Here is a 25,261-nt window from a genome sequence, read left to right on the forward strand (position 1 = left end):
TCTCCTAGTCCACCACATGGCCTGTCGTAAAATAACGAGCCAATGCTGCTGTGGATACGAATCCAAGCATTGCCACCAACAATGCACCTTCGAACAATGAAGTACTTGCCCAAAAAATTCCAAGTACCACGACCAAGCAGGTTGCATTCAGAAATAAAGTATCTAGTGCGAGTAGTCGATCTACCATAGAAGGACCAATGACTAAACGTATTAAGCAGAGCAGCATTGAAATCGTAATTCCAATCAAACTAATTCCCAATGCATAAAGTAAGATCGTCATGCTGAATCTCCTTGTTTCACATGGAAAATCGCCATAAGTGGTACTTCATAGCGTTGTTTGATTTCCAAAATATCAGCTTCGGGATCATCTGAGTTAATTGAATGAACCAAAATGTCACCGCGTTCTTGGTCGATTCCAGCACTTACTGTGCCAGGTGTAGTCGTAATGATCATTGCCAATAAGCTGTTGACCTGATCATGATCAGTATCTAATGGAACACGATACCACTTGGGATGAAGACGGTCAGTTGGTCCAAGCACTTGCTTAGCGACACGGATATTACTGATGATAATGTCCCAAAGTACGACCAAAATTAATTTGCACGCTAAATCCCAATGAATATTGGGTGTGCGAACGATAAAAGGTTGTACCAATTTTGGGATGACTAAACCAATCACAATGGCAACTAAAATATCAAAAAACTGAGCGCTTTGTGCCAGCATTAGCCAACTTATTCCCACAATCACAGAAACAAAAGGATGCGGGAAAACTCGATCGAGTAGAGAACTTTGTTGTTTCATTTATTGCTCCATCGGTTGAAGTTTAGATTGAACTTCTTCAGGCTGAAGCTGATTCAATTCTTGCTCTTTAATTTGACGTTGCTTGTACTCAGATATATGTTCTCCTTCGAGTGCCTTCTCGCTTACGATATGTGGAATATAATGCGCATTTTGGTCTGCAGATTCCCCGCCATATTTTGTTTCTGGCAGATAATTTGGATCAAATGGTTGCACACTAATCACTTTGCCTTGTTCATCTTTTTTCAGGACAGCTGCAATATATTGCTCAGAATCATTCAGTTGGACTGCGGTATATTGAATATACTGAGTAATTGGATTTGCGAAAGCTACATAAGCAATAAGGCCAATCAGGAAAATATAAATCGTGGTGTGATTACGAGGTGGTGCCTGATTTGGTAATTTTTGATATTCCAAATATGCTTCTTCTTTAGGATTGTTTTCAGGAGTTGTAGAACGCCAGAAAATGACAAATCCTAAGCGCGTAAAAGCAATGATACTAAGCAAGCTCACAATCAGAATGACAATAATAATGAGCAATTGATAGCTAGATACAGAGGCCGCTTGAAGGATAAATACTTTTCCAAAGAATCCACTGAAGGGTGGAAGCCCTGCCATCATGAGTGCAATAATGAAGAAGCAAATCGAAACTAGCGTCTGCTGTTTCATGATTGGTGCGATTTTTAGATGATCTTTGAATGCACCACGCTGCGAAGTAATCCAACCGCATAGCAAGTAGAATGCAGCGGCAATAATCGTACTATGCACGAGGTAATATAGCGCTGCAGCCCAAGCATCTGCAGTCATCAGAGAAAGGGCGATTGCAATCGTTCCTATAGACGATAGGATCATGAAACCAACAAAACGACGCATTCGCTCTGCACCAATCGCACCAATTACACCATAAATAGTCGTAATTAAACCAATTGGAAGCAGCCAAGTGCTGAGAATTTCTCGCGAAAGCTCATCGGTGAATACGGTTCCATTCACACGTAAAATGGCATAGATACCCACTTTGGTCATGATGGTGAATAATGCGGCTACAGGGGTCGTGGCGACGGCATAAGTTTTAGGTAGCCATAGTCCGACAGGGAGGATTGCAGCCTTGATACCAAAGACTACAAACAGCATTAATCCGCCTGCAACTGCCATATTGTACTGATCACCTTCAAGTGTACGTACAATTCGACCCACATCAGCCATATTCAGGCTACCAGTATTACCATAAATCATCCCTAAGCCAATCAAAAAGAATGCAGACGCTAATAGGTTGATCGTTACATAGTGAATACCAAGTTGGAAACGTGCTTTGCCTTGACCATGTAGAAGCAATACATATGAAGCCATCAACAGCACTTCAAAGAAAACAAACAAGTTAAATAAGTCGCCTGTTAGAAATGCACCACATAATCCCATGAGTAAAAAATGGCTCATTGCATGGAAATAGCGTCCACGTTCATCCCATTCTTTACTTGCAAACCAAATAATTGGTGTCGCAAGAGCATAGGTGAGCACGAGCATAAAGGCTGCCAAACGATCTAGTACAAGTACAATGCCAAAAGGAGCTGACCACTCGCTTAAACTATACACATAGATCTGACCAGAGTTCGCCTGAATTAAGTAAATGATTGCAGTCGCTAAACCAAGAAAAACCGATGTTAAACTGATTCCACGACGCCAAGGTTGACGCCAGTCATGCGCTAAAGATCCTGAACCTGGATTACCCAATAGCACTAAAATAAATGCAGTAAATGTCGGAATTAAAATACTTAAAATTGGCGAGTGGGTGAGCCATAAATCATAAAAATTCATCATTAAGGCTCATCCTCTCTTGGGTCTGTATTGATTATTTCTTCTTTAGAGTCAACATGATCAGTACCCGATTCATAACGACTTCTCAATGCTAGTTGCACGATAAAAGCAGTTGTGGCAAAACCGATTACAATTGCCGTTAATACAAGTGCTTGAGGTAATGGATCTGTAACTTGAGTGGCATTGGTTAAAATCGCAGGTGAATTTAATTGAATCCGCCCCATTGCGAAGAGAAATAAATTGACTGCATACCCTATCATGGCCAAGCCTAGTACTACAGGGAAAGTGCGGGCACGTAAAATCAGATAAATACCAGTGGCAACCAATAATCCAATAGCGGAGGCGAGTAAAAATTCTAAACTAATCATTCTTTACTCCTTCGGTACAGGGCCGGTGATGCTTGAGTTGCGTGAGTCGCCTAAAACGGAAATCATGAGCATTGTTGCACCAACGACTGTGACATAGACACCAACATCAAATGCTGCAGCAGATGGCAAATGCATTTTTCCGAGAATGATCGGCTCTACATAAATATGAGCACTGGTCAGGAATGGTCGACCCCAGAACCACGCAGCGACCCCAGTCAGACCAGCAATAGTTAAGCCAGTACCAATCCAAATTTCATAAAGACGCCCAGACTTTGCTCGTAAGAGTTGTTCAGTGTGATCTTGACCTAGTGCAATGTACTGAATCACAAGCGCCATTGATGTAATGAGACCTGCGATAAAGCCACCCCCTGGAAGATTATGTCCGCGTAAGAAAATATATAAGCTGACGACTAAGGCAATCGGAAGGACCCAAGATGCGGTCATTCGGAACATCAACGGTGATGGATTAAAGCGATAGGTTAAGCCTTGTGTAATGGTCGTACCATGAGCACGCATTCCATCCATTAAACACAGTGTCCCAATCGCAGCAATACCCAGTACTGTGATTTCACCAAAGGTATCAAATCCACGGAAATCGACTAAAATTACGTTCACAATATTTGAACCACCACCGAGCGGTAGAGATTGTTGAACAAAGAACCATGAGATTGAATTGTGATCACGCGTTAGAATCATCCAAGTGATCCAACCGATTCCTAGGCCTCCGATGATTGCAATCACCGCATCTCTCCAACGACGAGTGCGTGAAGATTCATAAGGCGTAAGTTGTGGTAAGAGGGACAGACTCATCAGAAGTAAAACAGTTGTCACAACATCGACTGTGATTTGTGTGAGTGCCAGGTCTGGTGCTGACATCGTAACAAAGACCATCGTCACGACAAGACCGATTGCTCCACTGATAAGAACGGCTTTAATGCGTTCATGGTGAAACCAAAGCATCATCCAGCACGCTGAAAACAGTAATAACCAAAGCACGATTGCAACCAATGGTGCATGCGTCAGTTCGCGTGTACCTGCATAAATAACTTGACCAATGAGAGGCATGGAGACTAAAGCAACAGCAAAAATTAATATCCACAATAAATAGTTTTGTAGAGAACCTGTTTCTGTTGCTCTTTTTAATTTTCGCGAATTTAAGAGCAAATGTTTGAGAAAGAGATCAAACAGGACTTTACCTTGAAGTTTGCCAAGTATTGGATCAAGGTCAATGTCACGAATTCTACTGTTCTTCGCAAGACTAAAATAAAAAATAATACCGCCAATCAATGCAATCGCACTCATCAATAAAGGCACGTTAAAGCCATGCCAGATTGCTAGATGTACGCCTTCAAAAGCTGTAAGGTTGGTGCTTGCTCGTGCACCAGCATTGACGATATCGCCTACTAAGAGCGCTGGTAATAGACCCACTGCAATACATAATGTAGCTAATAAGATTGCAGGTGCACGCATACCAATTGGTGGTTCATGCGCATCTTTATTTGGAATCGCTTTGCCTAAATCACCATCAAAAAATACGCCATGAACTAAACGAATAGAATACGCGACAGCAAACAGACCTGCGAGTGTTGCAATAATTGCTGCGAAGATACCTACACCACCCGAGAGATTCGCTAATAGTTCAGTAAAGAACATTTCTTTGGATAAGAATCCATTGGTCAGTGGTACACCAGCCATTGAGGCTGCTGTGATCATGGTTAAAGTCGCTGTAAATGGAAGTAACTGCCATACCCCACTGAGTTTTCGTAAATCACGTGTACCTGTTTCATGGTCGATAATACCAGCGATCATGAATAATGCTGCTTTAAAGGTCGCATGGTTAATGATATGAAAAATAGCTGCAGCCACAGCGAGTGGTGAACCAATCCCAAGTAAGCAAACGATCAAGCCTAAATGACTAATGGTGGAGTAGGCAAGCAAACCTTTCAGATCTTCCTTAAAAATGGCAAAGAACGCGGCCATACATAAGGTAAATAAACCAATGAATGTGACGAGGTTATGATACAAAGCAGAACCAACAAAGATCGGCATTAAGCGCGCCAGTAAGAAAATTCCGGCTTTCACCATTGTCGCTGAATGCAAATAAGCTGACACGGGTGTTGGAGCAGCCATTGCATTTGGCAACCAAAAATGGAAAGGGAATTGAGCACTTTTGGTGAATGCACCTAAAAGAATAAGGAGCAAGGCTGGCACAAATAAATGACTCGATTGAATCTGCGCCGTCATATTGAGGATTTGATCAATTTGATATGTGCCAGTGATTTGACCTAAGAGAATAAAACCACCGAGCATGGCTAAACCACCCATACCCGTGATGGTTAAGGCCATTCTTGAGCCACGCTGTGCTGCTTCGTAGTTACTCCAATAACCTACTAAAAGAAATGACGAAATACTGGTCATTTCCCAAAAGACAAGAAGAATAAGTAAATTATTAGAAAGTGAAATGCCGAGCATGGCGGCCATGAACAGCATCAGTAAGAAATATAGCTTACTTAGAGAGTTTTTATGATTTAAATAATAATAAGCATAAATATAAATGAGCGTCCCAATCCCTGTAATAAGAAGGGAGAAGATCAAGCCTAATGCATCAAGTCTAAAGCTTAAGTCGATACCAAACTGTGGTAACCATGACCAATGTTCAGAGAGGACTTGACCTTGAAAGACGTCTTTGGCTTGAGTCAGCAACAAGATAAAACTTGTTAAGCTGACTCCAATTGCCCCTAATGCTGTCGCCCCGCGAGAGATTTTTTGCAGCCAGAGGACAAGAAAAGTGCCAAGTATTAATGGTAACAATATAATAATCGGTAGCACACTCGTATCCATAGAGTTGTAGGTCGGAACCTATGATGAGTTTTATCTTTCAAAAGCTTGAGGATGGCAAAGAGTCATCCAACTACTTAAACTTTGAAAGCCGAACGAATTTTAAAAACAAAAACAAGTTGTGTTGCGCAACTTGGAAAGCTAATGCAAAGAAATAGACATTTTTTGATTAAAAAATGAATGAGTAGATTTTATTACATGTATAAAATTACATCAAACTTTTTAGCTACACAATTCAGAATTATAGCGAAAAAAAGCTTAAATTTCTGTTTAAATTGAGTGAGTCATACCCGATTAATTCATCTAATTCCAATCAATTAGGGTGATGAAATACTCGATAAATCTCCAGCTTGGAGATACTCAATAAAGCGCTGTTTTTCTGACAATGATAAATTTTTGAAGTATTCAAACAAACGCAAGCCATCAAGCGTATCAGTAGATCGACTCACTTCAGTGATTTGATCATCTTGTAAATCATTAGCCATGAGTTGAGCAAATAGTTCATCATATTGTTCCCTGATTTGGTTTTGTTCTACTTCAACAATTTTTCTATTTTCTAACTTAAAATGTTGTATATCTACTTCATTGTTTAAAATCAATTCAGAGCATGCAGATGCGATAATTTGAATTTGTGGGAATGCTTCATGCAAACGGCTGAGTACGTTTTGCACAAAATCTTCATCTACTTGAGCATCAATATTGTCAATTAATAGAATGCCTTCACCATCAAGGCATGGGTCAATACTATGAGGATTCAGGAGACAAAGTCGTCTGACAATATCACCTACTAAACACAACCATTGACGATACGAATTAGATAATTGCGAAAAAGGAATTTCTTGACCATTTTGTACCAGCATCAATTGGATCTTGGGCGTGTATTCAATATAAATGTCACTGATCGATGGGAATAATGTCTGGATGGCTTTCTTGAGTGCTTTGAGTGATGGTAGTTGCATCTCTGCTTCAAGATTCAATAATTTTGCAACTAAATCCTCTTGGTCATGATGAGAGGATAATTTTTGATTGGTTTGAATTTTTTGAAAAACTTGTGCTAATCGTGCATTTTCGATGTCACTAATTTCACGAAACCATTCGAAGAACCGAGCAAAGGTTGTATAAGGGAGTGCTGCAAGTTCGTAGGCTGCATGTGTTTGTAATACAGCAGGATTATTTTTGCTTAGCAAATTCACTTCGTTGATAAAACGATCAGAAGGATAGTAGGCCACCATAGGCATGCCTTGAGCAGGATCTTGTTTGATCGCTTGTTGATAAAGATGAACGAGTGATTCTAATTGAGTCGTTAGCGCTTTACTATGACCTACACCTTTACTGGTTAATGTTTTATAGAGTTGCCATTCGCACAAACCATCTTCATTGTGTTGCACAGTCACAGCCTGTTCAATAGATCCAATATCAGTGGGATATTGAACACAAATATCTATTTTGGCTTGAATGTGTTTGTGCTTAATATCAGAATCAAGCATGACTACACCAGCGGTTCTTAAATCTTTGGCACGTGCAGCAAACCACGTTAAAGCTTGATAAATATTTTTAATAATCGCAGTTTTACCAGAGGCCTGATCACCTAAAATAATAGATATTGGTCGTTGAGTTGGATTAAATTTAATTTTTATATCTGAAAAATGATAACAGTGACGTAACTGAATAGATTGAACTTTCATATTTTGCCTGCAACTTATCGTAGGGGATTATGCTGTTGCTTTCGTTTTAATCGTGGATTTAAGTTTGAGTTGTTGTATTAAATCATAAATATGATGAATATTTAAGCTGCTTTTTGCTCGTGTGCATGCAACATAAAGTAAACGTAATTCTTCATCGCTAATTTTATGTTCTAGTCCATTAATTTTAAATTGGTAATCATCTTCTAAATGCACACGATTCCACTCTAAACCTTTGGCTTTATGAGCGGTTGAGATTACATAGTCCGCTTGTTCAATGGGTGTGATTTTGGCAAGTGCTCGTTTAAGTGGGTCTGTACCATGTTCATCGACCAATTTAACCAAAGGCTTGATGTCACTACCATCATTTGTTTCACAATATTCATGCACATCATGCCAAGAGTTGAACCAAGCTAACTCTGGAACGTCCGTTACTCTTTTACCTTGTTTAAGTAAGCTTGCAGCATCAACAAAGCGATTTAATTTCGCATGATCGGCTTGTAGGCTCACTTTGTCTCCTTGAACTAACCCTGAGAGTAAAAGTTCCATCGCGCGTGCGTTAGTACGGCACAAAATCGCATCTCGCATTTTGGTATGAGGCTTGTTGACGACTTTTGATTGGAGTTCGGGGTTGCCAATCAATGGAACAGTCTCATTGAGTGCGCCTAATAAGTGATTAGCAACTTCAGCAATATCATTACCAAAACGGAATGAAGTGGTTAGGCGCGATTCGGGTAAAGGCATTTGTTGCATCGCATTGACTGCCCCACGCCATGCATAAATTTGTTGATGTGCATCGCCGACATAGATGACTTGCGTACTTTTTTGCTTGAGTAAAATCCCCAGCATCAGGGGGTCAGCATCCTGTGCTTCATCAAACAATACATAGTCTGCGGGTATAAAAGGATCTGATAAAGCCCATAATTTGAGATAGATGTCATGCCCAATGCCAGCCTGATGATTAGGGTCGATTGATTCTAACCAACGACGTTCGACTGCAGGATAAAGGTGTTGCTGTAATACCGCAATATCGTCAGCATGTAGCCAACTTGGTGCTTGAATATGGCGGGGTGCAGGATATTGCGAGCTTGTTGAACAGAAATAACTGACAGCATTTGCAACTAAGCCCGCCAAACGACTAGGCATAAGCGCATATTTTTCGTAACGCCCCCCCATGAGTCGGCGTAATGTGATGGGTTGCAAACGGTATTCTTTGGCAATAAAGCTCGGGCTCAAGCGTGGGAGTCTAAGTTTATCAGTCACTCCACGTGGAACGCTTCGAAATGCTAAAGAGTGGAATGTACGACAATCCACGCGCTGATGAAATTTTTGTTGAGCCTCGCTGGCAATCGCTTTGTTAAAGGCAAGATACATACCGCGACGCTGTTGCATCGCATCACTGACTAATTTAAGCGTTGTTGTTTTACCTGTACCTGCATAGGCAATCACTTTGAAGGATTGACCAGATTGCGCTTGTTGAATCGCAATTTCTTGTTCTAAGGTAGGTTTGACAATGACAGACACAGGTTAATAAATCTTCAATGGTTTTAAAATGATCAGTGAGTATAGCAAGAATTTACAAAGGGGAGAGTTCAATCTTTTTCTTTTTGGATGGGGAGTCTTCGGCGACTTAAAAAGCCGAATTAAATAAAAAAGCCATGTTTGAACATGGCTTTATAAGAGTAAATTAATGCGTGCGATTCGCTTTTTCAACAAGTCCTGATAGACCCTGACGTCGTGCAAGCTCATTTAAAACGAGTTGAATATCAAGATCGAAGTAACCCAGCATGACTATGGTATGGAACCAAACATCAGCAACTTCATAAATTAAATCATTTTGGTGATCCAGCGTCGCTTCTTGTTTGAAATCTTTAGCAGCAATTACCGTTTCAAAACTTTCTTCACCAATTTTTTCTAATATTTTATTGAGACCTTTATGATAAAGCTTTGCCACATAAGAAGAGTCAGGATCTGCAGATTTACGTTCTGCCATCATTTGACCAAGATAATGTAATACATCGACTTGCTCAGCTTGAGCTGTTGATGCATTCATCACTTTACTATGCGCATTCTCAGACTTTTCGCCATAAATTTGGTTCGGATCTTTCAATTGAGCGTCTACAATTTCCCAACCGTTTAATGTTAAGCGGCGATAAAAACATGATTCACGTCCCGTATGGCAAGCAATGCCACCATGTTGCTCAATTTGAAGAACGATCACATCAGCATCACAATCTAAACGAATTTCATGCACAGTTTGGAAGTGACCTGATTCTTCGCCTTTATGCCACAATTTGCTGCGTGAACGAGAGTAGTAAACAGCTTGATTTTTTTCAGCGGTAAGTGCCAAAGACTCACGATTCATCCAAGCCACCATCAACACTCGACCTGTTTGATGATGCTGAGCAATGGCAGGGATTAAACCTTGTTCGTTAAATTTTACTTCATCGAGCCATTGCGTATTGTTCATAAGGATTTCACCAGAATTAAATGAGACACTACAAAATTGTAGGTCATTAGTTTAAGCGAATAAATCTTTGTAGGGGAGAGTAGAAATTAATTTATTTAAGATCTTGCATGTATTCTTCAAAGTTTTGCTTATGGATCATTTCTAAGAATGCATCACCTAATCGTTGACTTTCAGCTACAGACTGTTTCCAAAGCTCGATTCGCTTTTTTTGATCAAGCCCTTTCAGCGTAAAATCTTTACGATCAGGAAGACGTCCTAAAGGAAGTGATCTTAAATAAGACTCAGAGGGTGAAATCAATACGGTTCGTGCTTGATATTCAGCATTAGATCTACGTTTTTTGAGGAACTTATCGAACCAACCAGGTGTTATTTGATCTGTAAAATGAGGGTAGAGGACAATCCCATGACTCGGTAAAGGTAGATCAATATGATAATCGATTAGCCCGCCATCACGATAAGCAGCGACATCTGCACCTTCGATATTTCTGACCGCCGGCATCAAAAATGGAATGGATGCAGATGCCATTAACCAATCTTCTAAATTTTTTTCAGTCAACGCATAATCAAGGTGTTCGAATTCATTTTTGATGAGTGAAAGTCGTGAAGCGTTGTGTGGTTGGGCAATTGTACGTTGCATGAAGTGCCCAATTTTAGCTCTCGAAAAAGTATTGAGACCGATAATGCCAGCGACTGCACGGGCCAGCATAAGAGGGTGATCACTTTGAAATTTTTTCGATGACTTTACTGCCAAAATAGCCAGATGGTAGTAGGGATGATCAATAATTTGATTGGTTTTACCTTGAAGGAGGGCTTTAAGCATGCCGCGACAGACATCTCCAACTTCAAGAATATTCATCTTAGGTCGAAATTCAAGATGGGTATATAAGTCTGCTAATTTGGATGTGCCTGCTTGTGCACCATGCGCTGCAATACTTGCAAAACGCCAACTCCCAATGGATGAGCCTATTAAAGTTCGCTTTTTCGGTGCTTGAGCAAAGAATTCACCAAAAACAGCTTGGTCCAATCCTTGAATTCCAATACCTTTAGGACCACCTGCTGCTCCAGGAACAAAATCAACCGCACTGGCTTGTAAACCTTGTTCTTCAATGACCTGTTTTGCTTTATAACCTACATGAATATTCAAGCAAGGTTGAGTGTTCTTGAGGATATGTGTCATAAGCAATTCAGCGACTAAAACCTATTGAGGTAGCAAGTTTTGACATGAAATAGTGAACTTATTTCACCATACGCCAAATGGCAATAAAAGATGCCAACACAATTAAAATCATGGAGATGAACCATGGTGCGATCACCGCGATTGAGAGCAAAATTGCGATCACACTTCCGAAAATCCAACTACGCTTTTGCTGATGCTCCATTTGCAAGCGCAGCGTTTGAAGTTCATTCAATTGTTTAGCATTCCATGCAGACTGATTTTTTAAACCGTTAAGACTGTCAATCAGTAAAGTCGGTAAATCCTGAGCGCCCAATAACAAGTCTGGGATTTTTTGTCCTAATTCTTTAATATTTTTTTGAGGATTCATTTGGGCTTTAACCCAATCCGTTAGAATTGGCTTTGCTAACTTCCAAATATCTAATTCAGGATAAAGGTCTGTACCTAAGCCTTCAACATGCACTAAGGTTTTAAGCAATAACATCAGTTGCGGTGGGATTTCTAAATGAAAACGTCGAGCGATGTCCATCACTTGGATCAATATGCCTGCGAAATCTAACTCATGCATCGGTTTCGAAACCATAGGTCCTACTGTACGACGCATTTCACGTGCTAAAGCATCTTGATCCGTGCCTGGTGGAATCCAACCTGCTTGATGCACAATCTGAATCAATTGCATGAAATCACTGTTCATGACTGCCAGCAACATACGTGCTATCGTCATTTGATCATGCTTGGAAAGCTCGCCCATGATGGCGCAATCGAGCGCAATAAATCTTGGGTTTTGCGGATTAATCGTTTCTACGAAAACATTACCCGGATGCATATCTGCATGGAAAAAATTATCGCGAAACACTTGAGTAAAAAAGATTGTTAAGCCTTTTTCTGCTAAGTCTGCACGATTCATTCCTAAACGATCAAAGGTCGCAGTATCTGAGATAGGCACACCAGTGATACGCTCTGCCACCATTACATCCGGACTATCCATATATACTTCAGGCACATACATCATGCTTGAGCCAGTAAAATAATGGCGCATACGTCGTGTATTTTCGGCTTCAAGAGTCAAATCGAGTTCATTTAAAATGATTTGACGATAATCTTGAATAATTTCTGATAGATGTAAAGCACGGGCAGCTTCTAGCCTTTTTTCTAAATAGTGACCAAGCCATTCTAAAATTTCAAAATCTTGAATAATTTGAGCACGTATATTCGGGCGAGTTACTTTCACGACAACTTCACGCCCATCGTGAAGAGCAGCGGTATGTACTTGAGCAATTGAAGCAGCAGCTAGCGGCTTATCATCGAAGCGCGCAAATAATGTGGAAACATCTGCTTTAAGCGAATCTTGAATTCTTTGCTTAGCCACTCCAAGATCGAAAGGTTTAACACGATCTTGTAATAACACCAATTGTTGTAATATTTCTGGTGGAATTAGATCGCGACGCGTAGAGAGGAGCTGCCCTAATTTAATTGCGAGTGGCCCCATTTCTTCTAAAGCTTCTTTAAGCTTTAAAGGATTTTTACGTTCTCGACTAGAAAGTGCAGCAGGATGCAAACGTATAAGATTCAGCAGGGGGCGAACCTTTGCAGGAATATCTTCCGCAGGAACCAACGTGTCGAGTCTATAGTGCGCAGCTATACGCCAAAGTTCGATTAAACGTCTAATGTGCGGAATCATATATGCAATTACCTGAAATCTACGAAGGGTTAAATTTTGATTTTAAAAGCTGAATTTTTGCTTCTAGTCGATCAATATCTTGATTAAGCTGGCGAGTTCCGTGGAGAAGATCGTCCATTTGCCAACGTGGTGCGAATAGTCCGGTATCTTCTTTTAAAAAGTCTTCCGCAAAAAAAAGATGAGATTGAAGTGACTTAATTAAATGTTGTGGTGCTAATTGAACCTTGCCGATTTGACTTGCAAGATTAGGTCCGATCCAATCACTCAATTGCGAAGCGAGGTCTGGCTCAGCATTTTGTATAATTTTTTGAATGTCTTGCAGAAGGCGATAGTCACCTTGAACGGGGATATTGCCAATGTCATCTGCTAGAAATAGTTTGCACAAGTCGACCACATTATTAACATGCAATGTGGAATCTGCTTCAGTAATCTTGTGAGCTTGCTCCCAAGGCCGCTGTTCGAAAATAGAGGGTTGAGTGCTATGACCTGTTACTGTTGGTTCTAAACGAACTTTATTTTCATCAAAAAACACATCAACGGAAAGTTGTGGTGTATCAATCACAACACGAAGCATTTTCCCTTGTAACTGGTTAAATTGGATACGAGTAATCGCATCCAAATTAATCCAATGATGTATGGTTTTTTCAACTGCACCCAGTGCTAAGATTGACCACATGACGAAGTGCTACCTGCGGTTAGAGTTTAAAACCACGGTGAACTGCAACAATACCACCTGTTAAATTGTGATAATCGCAGTTTTGGAAGCCCGCATTTTCCATCATGCTTTTCAATGTGCGTTGATCTGGGTGCATACGAATTGATTCAGCAAGATATTTATAGCTTTCAGCATCATTTGCCACAATTTTACCCATGATTGGTAAAGCAGTGAATGAGTACAAATCATAGAGTTTTGAGAAAGGCTCAAACACTGGTTTTGAAAACTCTAATACAAGTAAGCGACCACCTGGTTTAAGTACACGATACATTGCTGCAAGCGCTGCATCTTTGTCTGTTACATTACGTAGACCAAAACTGATGGTGAGTAAATCAAAACTGTTGTCTTCGAAAGGCTCGAGGGTTTCAGCATTCGCCAGTACAAAATCAACGTTGGTACAACCCGCGTCGATCAGACGGTCGCGACCTACATTCAGCATGGATTCATTAATATCAGATAATACAACATGCCCAGTAGGACCAACTTCACGGCTAAATACTTTCGCTAAATCACCAGTACCACCAGCGATATCTAAAACGCGTTGCCCACGGCGAACGCCAGACATATTAATTGCAAAACGTTTCCACAAACGATGAATACCAAATGACATTAAGTCATTCATAATGTCGTATTTCGCGGCAACTGAATGGAAAACTTCAGCGACTTTTTGCGCTTTCTCTTCAGAATTTACGGTTTTATAACCGAAGTGTGTCGTTGGTCCAACGTTTCCAGTATTCGCACCACGTGGCAAATTATATTTCGGCACTGAAGAATGTACTGGCGTATCTGTCAGTTGCTCTTGTAGCGATTGTTGCTGACCTTGAGGTGCGCCAGTTGGTAATGGATCTGTTAAAAAAGGACTCACGTTGTCTTTATTATTTGCCGGCTCAACCTGAGCATGAGGCTGTTGATTTTCATTAGACATTCGAGTCACTCCTGAACACAAATAATATTAAATCTGAATTAAACTGCATAATGACAGATTCTTCAGTTTTTTTCAGTCTAGATTATGCAATTGATATGAATAATATACAGAATTAAAGCGAAGTTTCATCCATGAAATGAGAAGATGTTCTTTTATTTTCGATATTCTGACCAGACGCTTTTACGCTTTTTCGGCTGATCAGAATCTTTGCTAATGATTTCTAATTAAGCGATTTGGAAGGGATTTTCTTTCCCTGAGTGGACATTATTTACAATGATTCGCTCTTTTTCTGTAAAACTCCGAATAAAGGTCGCAGCCGATTTCATTGGTTTCATAGCGACAAAGCCTTCACCAATAAAGTCATACATCAGTTCAAAATTATATTTGCTTGCTGCACCTTTACACATTTTAAACGCTGTGTGCATGATGAATGAACGCATGTATTTGTCCAGACTCAGACCGAGCTCATCCAACAGATTGAGTTGTTCATGGCGCGCTTGCTCTTGATCTAAAGCCACTAAAGTTTCACGCATCATTTCATCAGTAATTGGTTGGTCTTTTGGATAATGTTGGAGTAAATACTGTGCAACTTGTTCATCCAGTTGCATCGCCAAGACCGCCAGTCCTACAGATTTTAACCCAGTTTTAATGGCATTTTCTGGAATGATTTTTTCAGCTTTGTGTGCGTATTTTAGTAAACGTTCGATTTGCAATGCTAGGTCATCAAATTCAGGGCCACCATAAAGACGGTTAATAAAATATTGAGCCATCAGCTTATTTTTGTCTTCAGCGAATAACTCAGCATGTGTGTGAAGTATGCGCTGTTTTAGCCAATTTTGAGCATCATTTAACCTTTGTTTAAGTACCGGATCCTGATGATAATTGAGTTGTTTGTATTGTTCTAAAAGTTGATCTAATGCAGCAAGTTTGGACATGTTCTAGCTCAATTAAAAGGACTGAAAAAAGCATAATAGGTTGGATTGCGCTCGACTATGACTGTTGAAATCTAAAATAAAACCTTTCAGGTCAGTCATGGATGAAAAGACAATTGCAATAAATTGTACCTGAAGATTTAAGTTGATACTGTTCCTTGCGTATACTGTCGAAAATACAATAATTTTGAGTGGGCTATGTCTGAACCAAAACAACAATTTGATAAAAATACTGATCAACCCGAAGATAAGAACAAAATATTTGATGCAGATCAGATCAATTTAGACTTAATTGAAGCGCAATATGCTCTCAAAGATACACGTGGTAAGAAAAATGCCAAAAGCTTAGTGGTGTTGGTAAGTGGCATTGAGTTAGCAGGTAAAGGAGAATCGGTTAAGCAATTAAGAGAATGGGTTGATCCACGATATTTGAAAGTCAAAGCTGACCCTCCTCACCTTATTCAGCCGAATATCCCATATTGGCAACCTTATGCACGTTATATTCCTGCTGAAGGACAAATGATCGTCATGTTTGGAAATTGGTATAGTGATCTTTTAGCCACATCCTTACATGTTTCAAAACCATTTGATGAAACCATGTTCGAAAATTATTTGCAGCAAATGCAAAGCTTTGAGCAGGATTTAAAAAATAATCATGTTGATGTCGTGAAAGTTTGGTTTGATTTATCGTGGAAATCATTACAGAAGCGTTTAGATAAAATTGAACCTTCGGAGCAGCGTTGGCATAAATTGCATGGGCTGGATTGGCGCAATAAAAAACAATATGAAAATGTACAACGATTGCGTCAAAAATTTACCCAAGACTGGGTCATTATCGATTGTGAAGATGAAGTATGTCGTGATCAGAAATTCGCAGAAGTTGTATTAGCGCGACTGAAAGATTTGCCAAATCATCCTCAAAAAAAGCGCCAAAAATGGCATCAAGCGGATATCCCAGAAATTTTAACGTCCCCCAATGAAGCAGTACTTGAAAAAGATCAGTATAAGGCTGAACTCAAGAAACTGACCAAGAAGGTCGCTGAAGCATTACGCGCAGAAGGACAAAAAACGGTGATCGTTTTTGAGGGGGTGGATGCCGCAGGTAAAGGTGGTGCGATCAAGCGTATTGTGAAAAAGCTCGATCCAAGAGAATATGGAATTTATAACATTTCTGCGCCCGAAAAGTATGAATTGGCGCGGCCTTATCTCTGGCGTTTTTGGAATAAACTGCTTGAAGATGAAAAAATCTCGATTTTCGATCGCTCTTGGTATGGTCGTGTATTGGTGGAAAGAGTTGAAGGTTTTGCAACGGATGTGGAGTGGAAACGTGCATATGATGAGATTAATCGCTTTGAAAAAGATCTAGTAGATACGCAAACAGTCGTTATTAAGTTTTGGTTGGCCATCAGTCAAGAAGAGCAAGCCAATCGTTTCAAAGCACGAGAGGAAACACCGCATAAGCGTTTTAAAATTACGGCTGAAGATTGGCGTAATCGCAAACGTTGGGATGATTATTTATTGGCTGCAGCAGACATGCTCCACCGAACAAATACCGAAGATGCGCCGTGGTATATCATTGCTACCAATGATAAATATACTGCACGCCTTGAAATTTTGAAGGCAATTTTGAAACAATTAAAAGTAGATGTTTATAACTGATGAGAGATATAAATAAAGCCCTTACAGGGCTTTATTTATACGTCTAAGGTTTTATGTGTTAAGCGTATTTCACAACATTTGCTTGTTGTTTTTGTTGAATGCTTTTGGCAAGTTTATAGCTTTCTTCAACATGAGCCTCAGCCACTTTTTTCATGACAATATAACCCAAGCTAGCTGCAATAATTGAACCGCCCAATGGAATAAACTTAGTCACTTGCTTGGTCAACACTTTGGCTGCCATATTGTTCAGCGAAGCTTTAGCGGCAGTACGAGCCACGACTAGACCAGAAAACTCGAAACCGCGTTTGCGTAGTTCGTTCCAATGGATTTTTTTGGTTTGAGGATCAAAGACGCTGATTTGTTCAGGAGCTAAGCCAAAGCGAGCATTAATTTCTGGAATTAAAATTGACAACATACCTACGTCAATCACAACATCTAAAAAGGGCACAGGAATGACAGCAACACCTGCTGAAACATAAGAGCGTTTTTTGACGAGTTCAAGACATTCATCTCGAATTTGTTCTAAATTTAAATTTGGGTCGATTGTTTCTGGAATTTTATCAATTTTCATTTATTTATCACCTAATCAAAGTCTATGGTTCTCGATCCATCACATGATGAACATAGCGCGAGATGAAAGTTTTATTAAAGTCATAAAGTAAAAGTGACATAGTCAGATTAAGATGTATAGTAATTTATGTTTATGATTTTGTTCACACAACTTCATAACGTGTTCGTTGTATGGTGAAAGGGACCTTATGGGAATTCATGTAATTCAAAGTCAGCGCATTGAAGTTCTGGTACAAGGCATCATCACGACTCAAAAGCGTCCCACGAACAACCCATTTGCAGTCCTACAGCAACAACATTTTGTGGTGCCTTCTGCGGCAATGCAAGAGTGGTTAACCCAACGGTTATCTGAGCACCAAGGCATCAGTGCAAATACATTTTTCCATCAACGTATTCGTGGCTTTCAATGGTATGCCTACCAGCAAATTTTGAGTGACAAAGATAAAGTACGTAAAGCGAATATTCCACGTCTGATTATGAAGTGGCGTATTTTCCAAGCACTCAAACCTTTTATACAGCGTGCGCATAATCAGCTTGAGGTTGAACATCCTTTATTCCCATTAATCACACGTATCTATGACAGCGCAGCACGTATTGAACAGTCAAATGAACAATATCGAAAAAAAATGAGCATGTTGTATTGGGTGTCTGATCAAGTGTCAAAATTGTTCAGCAATTACATGATTTATCGAGCAGATTGTCGCCGAGCATGTGAATATGATTGTCGTTGTCCTGAAAATTGGATTCAGGTATGGGGGCGTAATGAAGCACTCAATATTGAACAACAATTACAATATCTAAACGATCATGATTCCAGTTTTAAATTTTCGCAGGCACAACAATTAGAGGCTTGGCAACGTTGGTTATGGCTCAATATTTTTCATGAAGACTTTGTTGAAATGCAAAGTATTGATCATGATTTTTGGGGTGTACTTCGTGATGAACAGCAACAGAAAATAGCCCTCAAAAAACTACCACAGCAACTGATCGTTTTTACACTCTTGGATTTACCACCAAGTCAATTACAGTTTTTGCGCCGTTTGGGTCAGTACATTGATGTGTTGATTTTGCATTACAATCCCTCACAAGAATATTGGGCGGATAGTGTCGATCCGAATTGGAAAAAACAATATGACTTAAAGCTCAAAGAGCGATATATCGAAAAGTTTCAGCAAAAGCATCAAAGAAAACCAGCTGATAATGAAGTTGAGCAGTTTTTTGAGAATTTTAGTCTGAGCTTTAATGGGCTGGCACGTGAGTCCAGACATCCCTTATTAACACGAATGGGAAAGCAGGCACGTGATCACTTTTCTCTGTTGTCTAACCTTTCCTCGGGTGATGAGGGGCAATGGATAGATGCTTTTGTGGATGAAGCACCGCAGCATTTACTGAGCCAATTGCAATCAGATATTTTACATTTGGTTGAACCTCAAGCTCAAAGTTATGTATTAGATCCAGCAGACGATTCAATCCACATTCATGTTTGTCATTCCGCTGTACGACAGCTTGAAGTCTTAAAAGATCAATTGACCCGATGGCTTGCTCAGTCAACAGCAGAAGCACCACGCCGTCCGAGTGATATTTTAGTTCTTGCGCCTGATCTGAAGCAAATTGAGCCTTTGATACGGAGTGTGTTTCCGCAAAAAAATACTGCAACAGGTGTTTATCTGCCAGTAAAGCTAGCTGGTATCACGCAGTTAGATACAGTATTGGCATGGCGTTCAGTGTTAGGGCGAATTGAACTGATACAAAGTCGATTTACCATTGATGATTTTGCTGATTGGTTGAACTTAGCAGCGACCCAGGTGAGATATTGCTTAGACATTAACGGGGCTGAGCGCATCTTATCGTTGTTGAGGCAAGCGGGATTTCGACGAGGTTTGGATGAGCAACATCTGCAAAAAACATTGGCGGAGTATGATCAAGACTATCGGTTCAGTTTTAAGTATGCCTTAGATCGTTTGGCGCTGGGTGTGGCTGTTCCAGTTCATGCGATGTTTCAGGAGACCTTAAGTTCTCATGTAGTGGACTCGGGTGATTTTCACTTAATTGCCACGCTCATTGAAATATATAAGCACTTTGTAGAGCGTCGAGATTGGCTCACGACGATTGAAATCGAAAATGATCAAGAGACGTCAGAGCATGTTGAATTTTGGCTCAATCGTTTAATTTTAGAAGTTAATGAGTTTGAAAGCGCTGGTGTAAGCTCGTTAGAGATGATTAAAGAGATTATTCAAAAGCAAATAAGAATGCTAACGCTGGCAAATTTCTATGAAGAACATGATCAAGCCATTCTTAAAAACATACGTTTGCCTTTGAGCTATATTCTGACTGAAATCCAAAGCACCCTTGAATCGCAACTTGATTATGCATTGCCAACTGGACAAATTACATTTAGTCAAATTGGTTTGATTCGGCCAATACCGTATAAGTTAATTGTCATGATGAATTTAGATGGCGGGAAGTTTCCAAATCGGGAGAGCCATTTACCTTTTGATTTAATGGATTTACTCAAGCCAATGATTGGTGATCGATCACGTTTAGATGATGATCAAGGTGCTTTTTTAGACGCTTTGTTATTGGCCAAAGATAATCTCTGGCTATTCTATAATGGTTTTGATGTAGCCGATGGTGAAGTACGAGATCCATCGAGTAGTGTTCAGGAATTACTCCAACATCTCGCGTGGATCATAAAAACATCAGATCAATCTTCCTCGAATCCTCTCATTGATATTGATGGCATTCAAGTTCATCAGAATTTGAGCACACTCTACACGGTACATCCTTTGCAACCCTTTGATCCTGATGGTTTTCAGCAACAGCATCAGCGCTATGAAGATGAATGGTATGCCGTGGCTTCTAACCTCAATCGTCAGGATCAACGTGGTCATAGAGAGGCTTGGATTAATACCACGCTTGAATTGAATCAGGACATCATGGTCTTGGATGCTGAACAATGGATCAAAGATATCTGTTTTCCTGCGCGTCTTTATTTAAAAACCTTGGGCGTATCTAATTTAAAGGATCAGGATTTACCTGAGGTGAATGAGCCGTTGTTATTAGATGGATTGGCGCGATACTCTATTCGTGACTTTTTACAACAGCAGCCAAATGTTTCGAAGCTTCAGACTGAATTACTCAGTGACCAGCTTCCTGTCGGCAAATTACAAGAAGTCAGTTTGAAAATGAGTCTGTTAGAGCATCAACAGTTATTAAAAAGGCAAAAGTGCTATGTTGATGAGCCGACCAAAATCACTCAGCACGTCATAGCAATAGATGATATACAGCTTCAAGTGACCGTTCCTCAAGGGGATGAGACGAGTTGGGTGAGTGTTTCAACATCCAGTGCACGAGCACAACGACGAGCACATGTGTGGTTAGAATACTTACTTTGGTTAAGTTATCGAGACTTACCAGATCACCTTGCAACTGAAATGCAGCGCATCCAAATCTTTAGCGATAAAACCATCATGTGTACTGGCCTGACGACGAAACAAGCTCAGGATATGCTTTCTCAATGGATTCAGGCATATAAACAAGCCCAAATAGAGCCTCTCGTTTTACCTGCAGCATTGCTGATGAAACTTGCTGTAGATGGAAAAGCATTAGAATGGGTCACTGATGAAGAGGGTCATCAGCAGTTAAATAACTTCGATAAGCTATTAAATGAGTGGAATAAAAGCGATGCCTTTCTGAGTTATAGTTTAAATGACAGTGAAGAAAGTCATTTGCACCGAGATTGGCAGTATATTTTACAGGATTTAGATGCTGAGCACTTATTAAAACAAGCGTGTGATCAGTTTGCTTATGTCTTATATCAGCCGATATATATGTATCAATCGGAGGCTGAAATATGAGTCAAAAGCCTATAGTCTCATATCAGCCAATTGTGGATATGCATTTCACTGGATTGCATTGGATTGAGGCTTCTGCAGGGACTGGAAAAACGTATACGCTCTCCAGCCTCATGGTCAGAATTTTATTAGAAGAATATTTACCAAAGCAGATTATTGCGACGACATTTACACGCAAAGCAGCGGCTGAATTGAAAAGTCGAATTCGTGCACGTTTAATCGAGGTACTTGGACTTTTAGAGTCATGTCGTGAGCTAACTCAAGATCAAGTTCAGGCGCGTGCAAAATTAGAATCAGATATTTTATATCAAGTGATTTTAAATCAATTTTCTGGCTTGATTGCACATGCATGTGCACGTTTAAAATTGGTGATAGATCAGCTTGAAGAACTCTTTGTTGGGACCTTGGATAGCTTTAGCCAAAAGCTTCTTCGTGAATTTGCATTTGAGAGCGGTAAAATTGAACGAATGCAAATCACCAATGATGCAAAACAATATACGGTTCAGTTAATTCATGATGAATTACGGGCATGGATTCAACAGCAGCCTCAATCAACTGTAGATTATTTACTGCTTAAGAAAAAAATTAAGTCACAAGATGCTTATATCGATTTAATTGAAACGAGTTTGAATTTTTCCTCTGCTTATTTCAAAGCAGTGCCAGCGCCGACCATAGATGTAGACGCTTTCAGAACTCATGCAGAGCGCTTCATACAGATCGAGCTTGAAACGCTAGATTCATTAACAGACTTTTATGATCCTGAAGGGCAGTATTATGCTGTAGTCGCAAAGAAGTGGCGCGATCAAGATAAATTAAAAATGACACTCACGCAGTTGTTGCCTGAATTCCTTGATCAAGTTAAATCCCAAGGCATTGAAGTCATTTTTGCGTCGCATCTCAGCACTCATCTTAGTCAGTTGAATGAATTAAGAAAAAAAGTTCTCAATAAATGTCCCGTCGATGTTTTGGCGGCATTTGAGCAACATCCTATTATTGTTGAACTTGCTGAGTTTTTTAAACAGTTTGACAAGCTCAACCAACAACTCGAGCATTTGGAGAGTTATTTACAATATTATTTAGCACAACAAGTAAAACAACGTTTGCCAGAGTTGTTACAGCAAAAATCAGAAACCACATTTTCACAGCAAATTCGAACTTTGGCCGAAGCACTGCAGGGAGCGCAAGGTCAGGAGTTTGCAAAGTACGTTCACGCGCGTTACCCACTTATTTTAGTGGATGAGTTTCAGGATACCAACCAAGATCAAGATGATATGTTGGCGCAGATTTGGAGACATCCAAGTCGTGTGAAGCAGGGTTGTATGATTATGGTGGGAGACCGTAAGCAAGCGATCTACGGTTTCCGCGGTGGAGACATGCTCACGTTCCTAAAAGCATATCAAGATGTTGAAACTAAAGCAGGGCGTTTTTACCAACTTGTGCATAATCATCGCTCAGTGAAACCATTGGTCGAAGTCGTCGATGCATTGTTTCAACAACAAATGGATTTTGGTGAACAAGTTGAATATACGCCTGTTACAGCAGGTACTCGATCGCATCCATTATTGATCCAATCCGGTTTAGAAAATTATGCTCCGCTTCGTTGGGTTCAAGTAAATGATAAGGAACACGAGTTAGAGCAGGTTGCTTGGAAGATACTGGATTTGCTCAATCAGGCTGCCCAAAGTCAGCTATATTTCGAAAAGCAGGGGCAACGTATTGAGCTTCAGGCAGATGATATCGCTGTTTTGTCTCGTAACAATCCTGATTTAGATAAAGTTCATCATCACTTATTGATGTTAGGCATTCCTGTAAATCGACCTTCACGAAAAAGTGTCTTCAAAAGTGGAATTGCTCGAGATGTTGGTGCAATTTTGACAGCCATCATAAATCCATTTGATGAAGCTAAATTAAAGAGAGCTTTACTTACACGATTGATGGGTTTTAATTTACATCGTTTTTTGCAACTTCAAATTCAAGCAGATGGCTTAAGTTTATTTATCACGAAATTTGAAGAAATTCGTGAAATGTGGATGGGCCAAGGCTTTTTAACAGCATGGCAAAGTTTCCTCACAGAATTCAAAGTTTGGACAAACTTGGTTGAGCAATTCAGCTATGACAATGAACGCGAAGTGGTCAATCTACGACACATTTCAGAGTTGTTGAGCCAAAACAGTGATGAGTTAAGAGGTATGCACACCCTTTATCATTGGTATATGCGGCAGCTTTCAAATCCGATGGAAAGAGAGTGGGAAATTGAAAGACAGTTGAGTAATCAAGCGGGCGTTCACCTTTTAACTATTCACCAATCTAAAGGATTGGAGTTTAAGATTGTATTCTTGCTTGGCGCAGATCGTAAACTGTCAGATCGAAGCGAACTTAACTTTTCAATTCGTGAAGTGCAGGATAATGGAACTGGAAAGTCCGTCGCACAACGTGTCGTGGCATTAAAGCGTGAAGAATTATTGGAACCATTAGAGGTTGAGCAACATGACCAACGTGCTTTGGCAGAGCATCGACGATTATGGTATGTGGCCTTAACTCGAGCACAACACCGCGTTTATTCAATGATGAGTGATCAAAAAGGGCAATCTATTTATGGTTTGGCGTTTTGGCGTGGTCATGGTGCGAACCAATTTCAGCATGCTTTCAGTTTAGATGAGCCATGTTTAGAGCAATGCCCTGAGAAAGTAATCGCAAAAAAAGAACATCATACTGTTCAAATGATTGCGCAGAAATATCCTCAAGTTCATTTTTATCCTAGAGCCAAAACCAGTTTTAGTTATCTCGCACAACATTTGAGTCATCAACAAATTAAAGATCGTATGGCGGCTCAAGATATGATTGAACATCATGCGAGTGATGAGGTCAATGCTGTGACGCTCGTGACTCCATATCAATTTGAGGATTTGGATCATCAACAACCTTTGAGTTGGATTCGTGCTCATTTTCCGATGGGAACATTAGCTGGAAATTTCCTACATGAAATTTTTGAACATATCGATTTTCAAGATCGCCGAGATTGGACATTAGAAATTCGCCGCCGTTTTAAAAATGCCTATTCGAGTTTATGGGAGCAATTATTCGCTAAATTTCAATCAGATTTTCCTCAACATCATGATACCGAGCAACATCTGTTAGAAATGATGGCTGAATGGTTAGCAGAGGTTTTAGAGACACCGATTCAACCTGAATTTCGACTCAAACAATTAGTACCTGAAGCACATTTGGCTGAATTTCCATTCTATTTGGCTTTAGCAGACCGAATATTTGGTATTCAGCGTATTCAGCAATTATTTTTAGAGTTTGGACTTAATATGCCCGAATTCAATGCTGCAAATTCAGCACGTTACCTCAATGGTTCAATTGACTTGGTTTATTATGATGGGGAGCGCTATCACATTGCCGACTATAAGAGTAATTATCTCGGAAATCATGTGGAAGACTATTCAGCTCAAGCTATTCAGCTGAGCATGACGCATGCAAGTTATTGGCTACAAGCAGCCCTATATTTGGTGGCATTACATCGCTATTTAAGTATTCATATTGATGACTACAACATCGATCGAGATCTTGGTGGTGCCAGTTATTTATATTTACGTGGGATGAATGGCACTGACCAATATGGATTTAATTATTGGCGTCCTAGTTCAGAATTTATTCTAAGATTAGATGCAATATTGGGCTATTTTGCTGAGGATAAAAACAGCAAAATAGCATGAATATTTAAATGAATTTATTATTAATCATTAATTTATCTTGTGGATAATATTGATGATAAATGTG

At 39.9% G+C, this 25,261-nt stretch carries 17 protein-coding genes; 3 read left to right on the forward strand and 14 right to left on the reverse strand.

The window, feature by feature from the left end:
- Window positions 1-4 precede the first annotated feature (4 nt).
- The 13 genes from AC1M9M_RS08560 to AC1M9M_RS08620 all read right to left on the reverse strand — a co-directional run bounded on the left by AC1M9M_RS08560 (window position 5) and on the right by AC1M9M_RS08620 (window position 15,398).
- On the reverse strand, window positions 5-280 hold the full coding sequence (locus tag AC1M9M_RS08560; protein WP_481596122.1) for a monovalent cation/H+ antiporter subunit F: 276 nt from the start codon (window positions 278-280) through the stop codon (window positions 5-7).
- The gene (locus AC1M9M_RS08565; RefSeq protein WP_481596123.1) at window positions 277-801 is read right to left on the reverse strand and encodes a Na+/H+ antiporter subunit E; all 525 of its coding nucleotides are present in this window, start codon (window positions 799-801) and stop codon (window positions 277-279) included. Before AC1M9M_RS08565 ends, AC1M9M_RS08560 begins: the two co-directional genes overlap by 4 nt.
- Window positions 802-2,613 carry a monovalent cation/H+ antiporter subunit D gene (locus AC1M9M_RS08570; RefSeq protein ID WP_481596124.1) on the reverse strand — a complete coding sequence of 604 codons (1,812 nt, stop codon included), beginning with the start codon at window positions 2,611-2,613 and terminating at the stop codon, window positions 802-804. It lies immediately after the preceding gene.
- The gene (locus tag AC1M9M_RS08575; protein ID WP_092767259.1) at window positions 2,613-2,978 is read right to left on the reverse strand and encodes a Na+/H+ antiporter subunit C; all 366 of its coding nucleotides are present in this window, start codon (window positions 2,976-2,978) and stop codon (window positions 2,613-2,615) included. The genes AC1M9M_RS08570 and AC1M9M_RS08575 overlap by 1 nt, the downstream gene beginning before the upstream one ends.
- 3 nt (window positions 2,979-2,981) lie before the next feature.
- Complete coding sequence (locus AC1M9M_RS08580) at window positions 2,982-5,819, reverse strand: monovalent cation/H+ antiporter subunit A (RefSeq protein ID WP_481596125.1); 2,838 nt, start codon at window positions 5,817-5,819, stop codon at window positions 2,982-2,984.
- 314 nt (window positions 5,820-6,133) lie between these two features.
- Window positions 6,134-7,501 (reverse strand): AAA family ATPase, encoded by a 1,368-nt coding sequence (locus AC1M9M_RS08585; RefSeq protein WP_481596126.1) that lies wholly within the window; start codon window positions 7,499-7,501, stop codon window positions 6,134-6,136.
- 27 nt (window positions 7,502-7,528) lie between these two features.
- A complete protein-coding gene (locus AC1M9M_RS08590; protein WP_481596127.1) occupies window positions 7,529-9,022 on the reverse strand; it encodes a UvrD-helicase domain-containing protein in 1,494 nt (497 codons plus the stop codon).
- Window positions 9,023-9,185: 163 nt separating this feature from the next.
- Window positions 9,186-9,968, reverse strand: a complete 783-nt coding sequence (gene hisIE, locus AC1M9M_RS08595) for a bifunctional phosphoribosyl-AMP cyclohydrolase/phosphoribosyl-ATP diphosphatase HisIE (RefSeq protein WP_481596128.1) — start codon at window positions 9,966-9,968, stop codon at window positions 9,186-9,188.
- Window positions 9,969-10,059: 91 nt separating this feature from the next.
- Window positions 10,060-11,145, reverse strand: coding sequence for a patatin-like phospholipase family protein (locus AC1M9M_RS08600; RefSeq protein ID WP_481596129.1), 1,086 nt, complete (start codon window positions 11,143-11,145; stop codon window positions 10,060-10,062).
- Between the two features lie 58 nt (window positions 11,146-11,203).
- The gene (locus AC1M9M_RS08605; protein WP_481596130.1) at window positions 11,204-12,823 is read right to left on the reverse strand and encodes an ABC1 kinase family protein; all 1,620 of its coding nucleotides are present in this window, start codon (window positions 12,821-12,823) and stop codon (window positions 11,204-11,206) included.
- 19 nt (window positions 12,824-12,842) lie between these two features.
- Window positions 12,843-13,499 carry a ubiquinone biosynthesis accessory factor UbiJ gene (locus tag AC1M9M_RS08610; protein ID WP_481596131.1) on the reverse strand — a complete coding sequence of 219 codons (657 nt, stop codon included), beginning with the start codon at window positions 13,497-13,499 and terminating at the stop codon, window positions 12,843-12,845.
- Between the two features lie 19 nt (window positions 13,500-13,518).
- Window positions 13,519-14,463: a bifunctional demethylmenaquinone methyltransferase/2-methoxy-6-polyprenyl-1,4-benzoquinol methylase UbiE gene (ubiE, locus tag AC1M9M_RS08615; RefSeq protein ID WP_035264034.1), complete on the reverse strand. Its 945-nt coding sequence runs from the start codon at window positions 14,461-14,463 to the stop codon at window positions 13,519-13,521.
- 224 nt (window positions 14,464-14,687) lie between these two features.
- On the reverse strand, window positions 14,688-15,398 hold the full coding sequence (locus tag AC1M9M_RS08620; protein WP_481596132.1) for a DUF8198 family protein: 711 nt from the start codon (window positions 15,396-15,398) through the stop codon (window positions 14,688-14,690).
- A 195-nt stretch (window positions 15,399-15,593) separates the two neighbouring features.
- Here AC1M9M_RS08620 and pap point away from each other — a divergent pair, with 195 nt between their 5' ends.
- Window positions 15,594-17,054 carry a polyphosphate:AMP phosphotransferase gene (pap, locus tag AC1M9M_RS08625; protein WP_481596133.1) on the forward strand — a complete coding sequence of 487 codons (1,461 nt, stop codon included), beginning with the start codon at window positions 15,594-15,596 and terminating at the stop codon, window positions 17,052-17,054.
- A 58-nt stretch (window positions 17,055-17,112) separates the two neighbouring features.
- On the opposite strand, the gene AC1M9M_RS08630 is transcribed toward pap, so the two are convergent.
- The gene (locus tag AC1M9M_RS08630; RefSeq protein ID WP_035264037.1) at window positions 17,113-17,625 is read right to left on the reverse strand and encodes a hypothetical protein; all 513 of its coding nucleotides are present in this window, start codon (window positions 17,623-17,625) and stop codon (window positions 17,113-17,115) included.
- A 187-nt stretch (window positions 17,626-17,812) separates the two neighbouring features.
- Between AC1M9M_RS08630 and AC1M9M_RS08635 the strand changes: the two genes are divergently transcribed.
- Both AC1M9M_RS08635 and AC1M9M_RS08640 read left to right on the forward strand, forming a co-directional pair.
- Window positions 17,813-21,481, forward strand: a complete 3,669-nt coding sequence (locus AC1M9M_RS08635; RefSeq protein ID WP_481596134.1) for an exodeoxyribonuclease V subunit gamma — start codon at window positions 17,813-17,815, stop codon at window positions 21,479-21,481.
- Entirely contained in the window at window positions 21,478-25,197 is a 3,720-nt protein-coding gene (locus AC1M9M_RS08640; RefSeq protein WP_481596135.1) for a UvrD-helicase domain-containing protein, read from the forward strand. The genes AC1M9M_RS08635 and AC1M9M_RS08640 overlap by 4 nt, the downstream gene beginning before the upstream one ends.
- Window positions 25,198-25,261: the final 64 nt, after the last annotated feature.

The sequence above is a fragment of the Acinetobacter sp. ANC_7503 genome, from assembly GCF_056780035.1.

Excerpts from the sequence above, each read along its gene's own strand:
- AC1M9M_RS08560 (WP_481596122.1), bottom strand. The coding sequence starts at position 280 with ATGACGATCTTACTTTATGCATTGGGAATTAGTTTGATTGGAATTACG.
- AC1M9M_RS08565 (WP_481596123.1), bottom strand. The coding sequence starts at position 801 with ATGAAACAACAAAGTTCTCTACTCGATCGAGTTTTCCCGCATCCTTTT.
- AC1M9M_RS08570 (WP_481596124.1), bottom strand. The coding sequence starts at position 2,613 with ATGATGAATTTTTATGATTTATGGCTCACCCACTCGCCAATTTTAAGT.
- AC1M9M_RS08575 (WP_092767259.1), bottom strand. The coding sequence starts at position 2,978 with ATGATTAGTTTAGAATTTTTACTCGCCTCCGCTATTGGATTATTGGTT.
- AC1M9M_RS08580 (WP_481596125.1), bottom strand. The coding sequence starts at position 5,819 with ATGGATACGAGTGTGCTACCGATTATTATATTGTTACCATTAATACTT.
- AC1M9M_RS08585 (WP_481596126.1), bottom strand. The coding sequence starts at position 7,501 with ATGAAAGTTCAATCTATTCAGTTACGTCACTGTTATCATTTTTCAGAT.
- hisIE (WP_481596128.1), bottom strand. The coding sequence starts at position 9,968 with ATGAACAATACGCAATGGCTCGATGAAGTAAAATTTAACGAACAAGGT.
- AC1M9M_RS08600 (WP_481596129.1), bottom strand. The coding sequence starts at position 11,145 with ATGACACATATCCTCAAGAACACTCAACCTTGCTTGAATATTCATGTA.
- AC1M9M_RS08605 (WP_481596130.1), bottom strand. The coding sequence starts at position 12,823 with ATGATTCCGCACATTAGACGTTTAATCGAACTTTGGCGTATAGCTGCG.
- AC1M9M_RS08610 (WP_481596131.1), bottom strand. The coding sequence starts at position 13,499 with ATGTGGTCAATCTTAGCACTGGGTGCAGTTGAAAAAACCATACATCAT.
- ubiE (WP_035264034.1), bottom strand. The coding sequence starts at position 14,463 with ATGTCTAATGAAAATCAACAGCCTCATGCTCAGGTTGAGCCGGCAAAT.
- AC1M9M_RS08620 (WP_481596132.1), bottom strand. The coding sequence starts at position 15,398 with ATGTCCAAACTTGCTGCATTAGATCAACTTTTAGAACAATACAAACAA.
- pap (WP_481596133.1), top strand. The coding sequence starts at position 15,594 with ATGTCTGAACCAAAACAACAATTTGATAAAAATACTGATCAACCCGAA.
- AC1M9M_RS08630 (WP_035264037.1), bottom strand. The coding sequence starts at position 17,625 with ATGAAAATTGATAAAATTCCAGAAACAATCGACCCAAATTTAAATTTA.
- AC1M9M_RS08635 (WP_481596134.1), top strand. The coding sequence starts at position 17,813 with ATGGGAATTCATGTAATTCAAAGTCAGCGCATTGAAGTTCTGGTACAA.
- AC1M9M_RS08640 (WP_481596135.1), top strand. The coding sequence starts at position 21,478 with ATGAGTCAAAAGCCTATAGTCTCATATCAGCCAATTGTGGATATGCAT.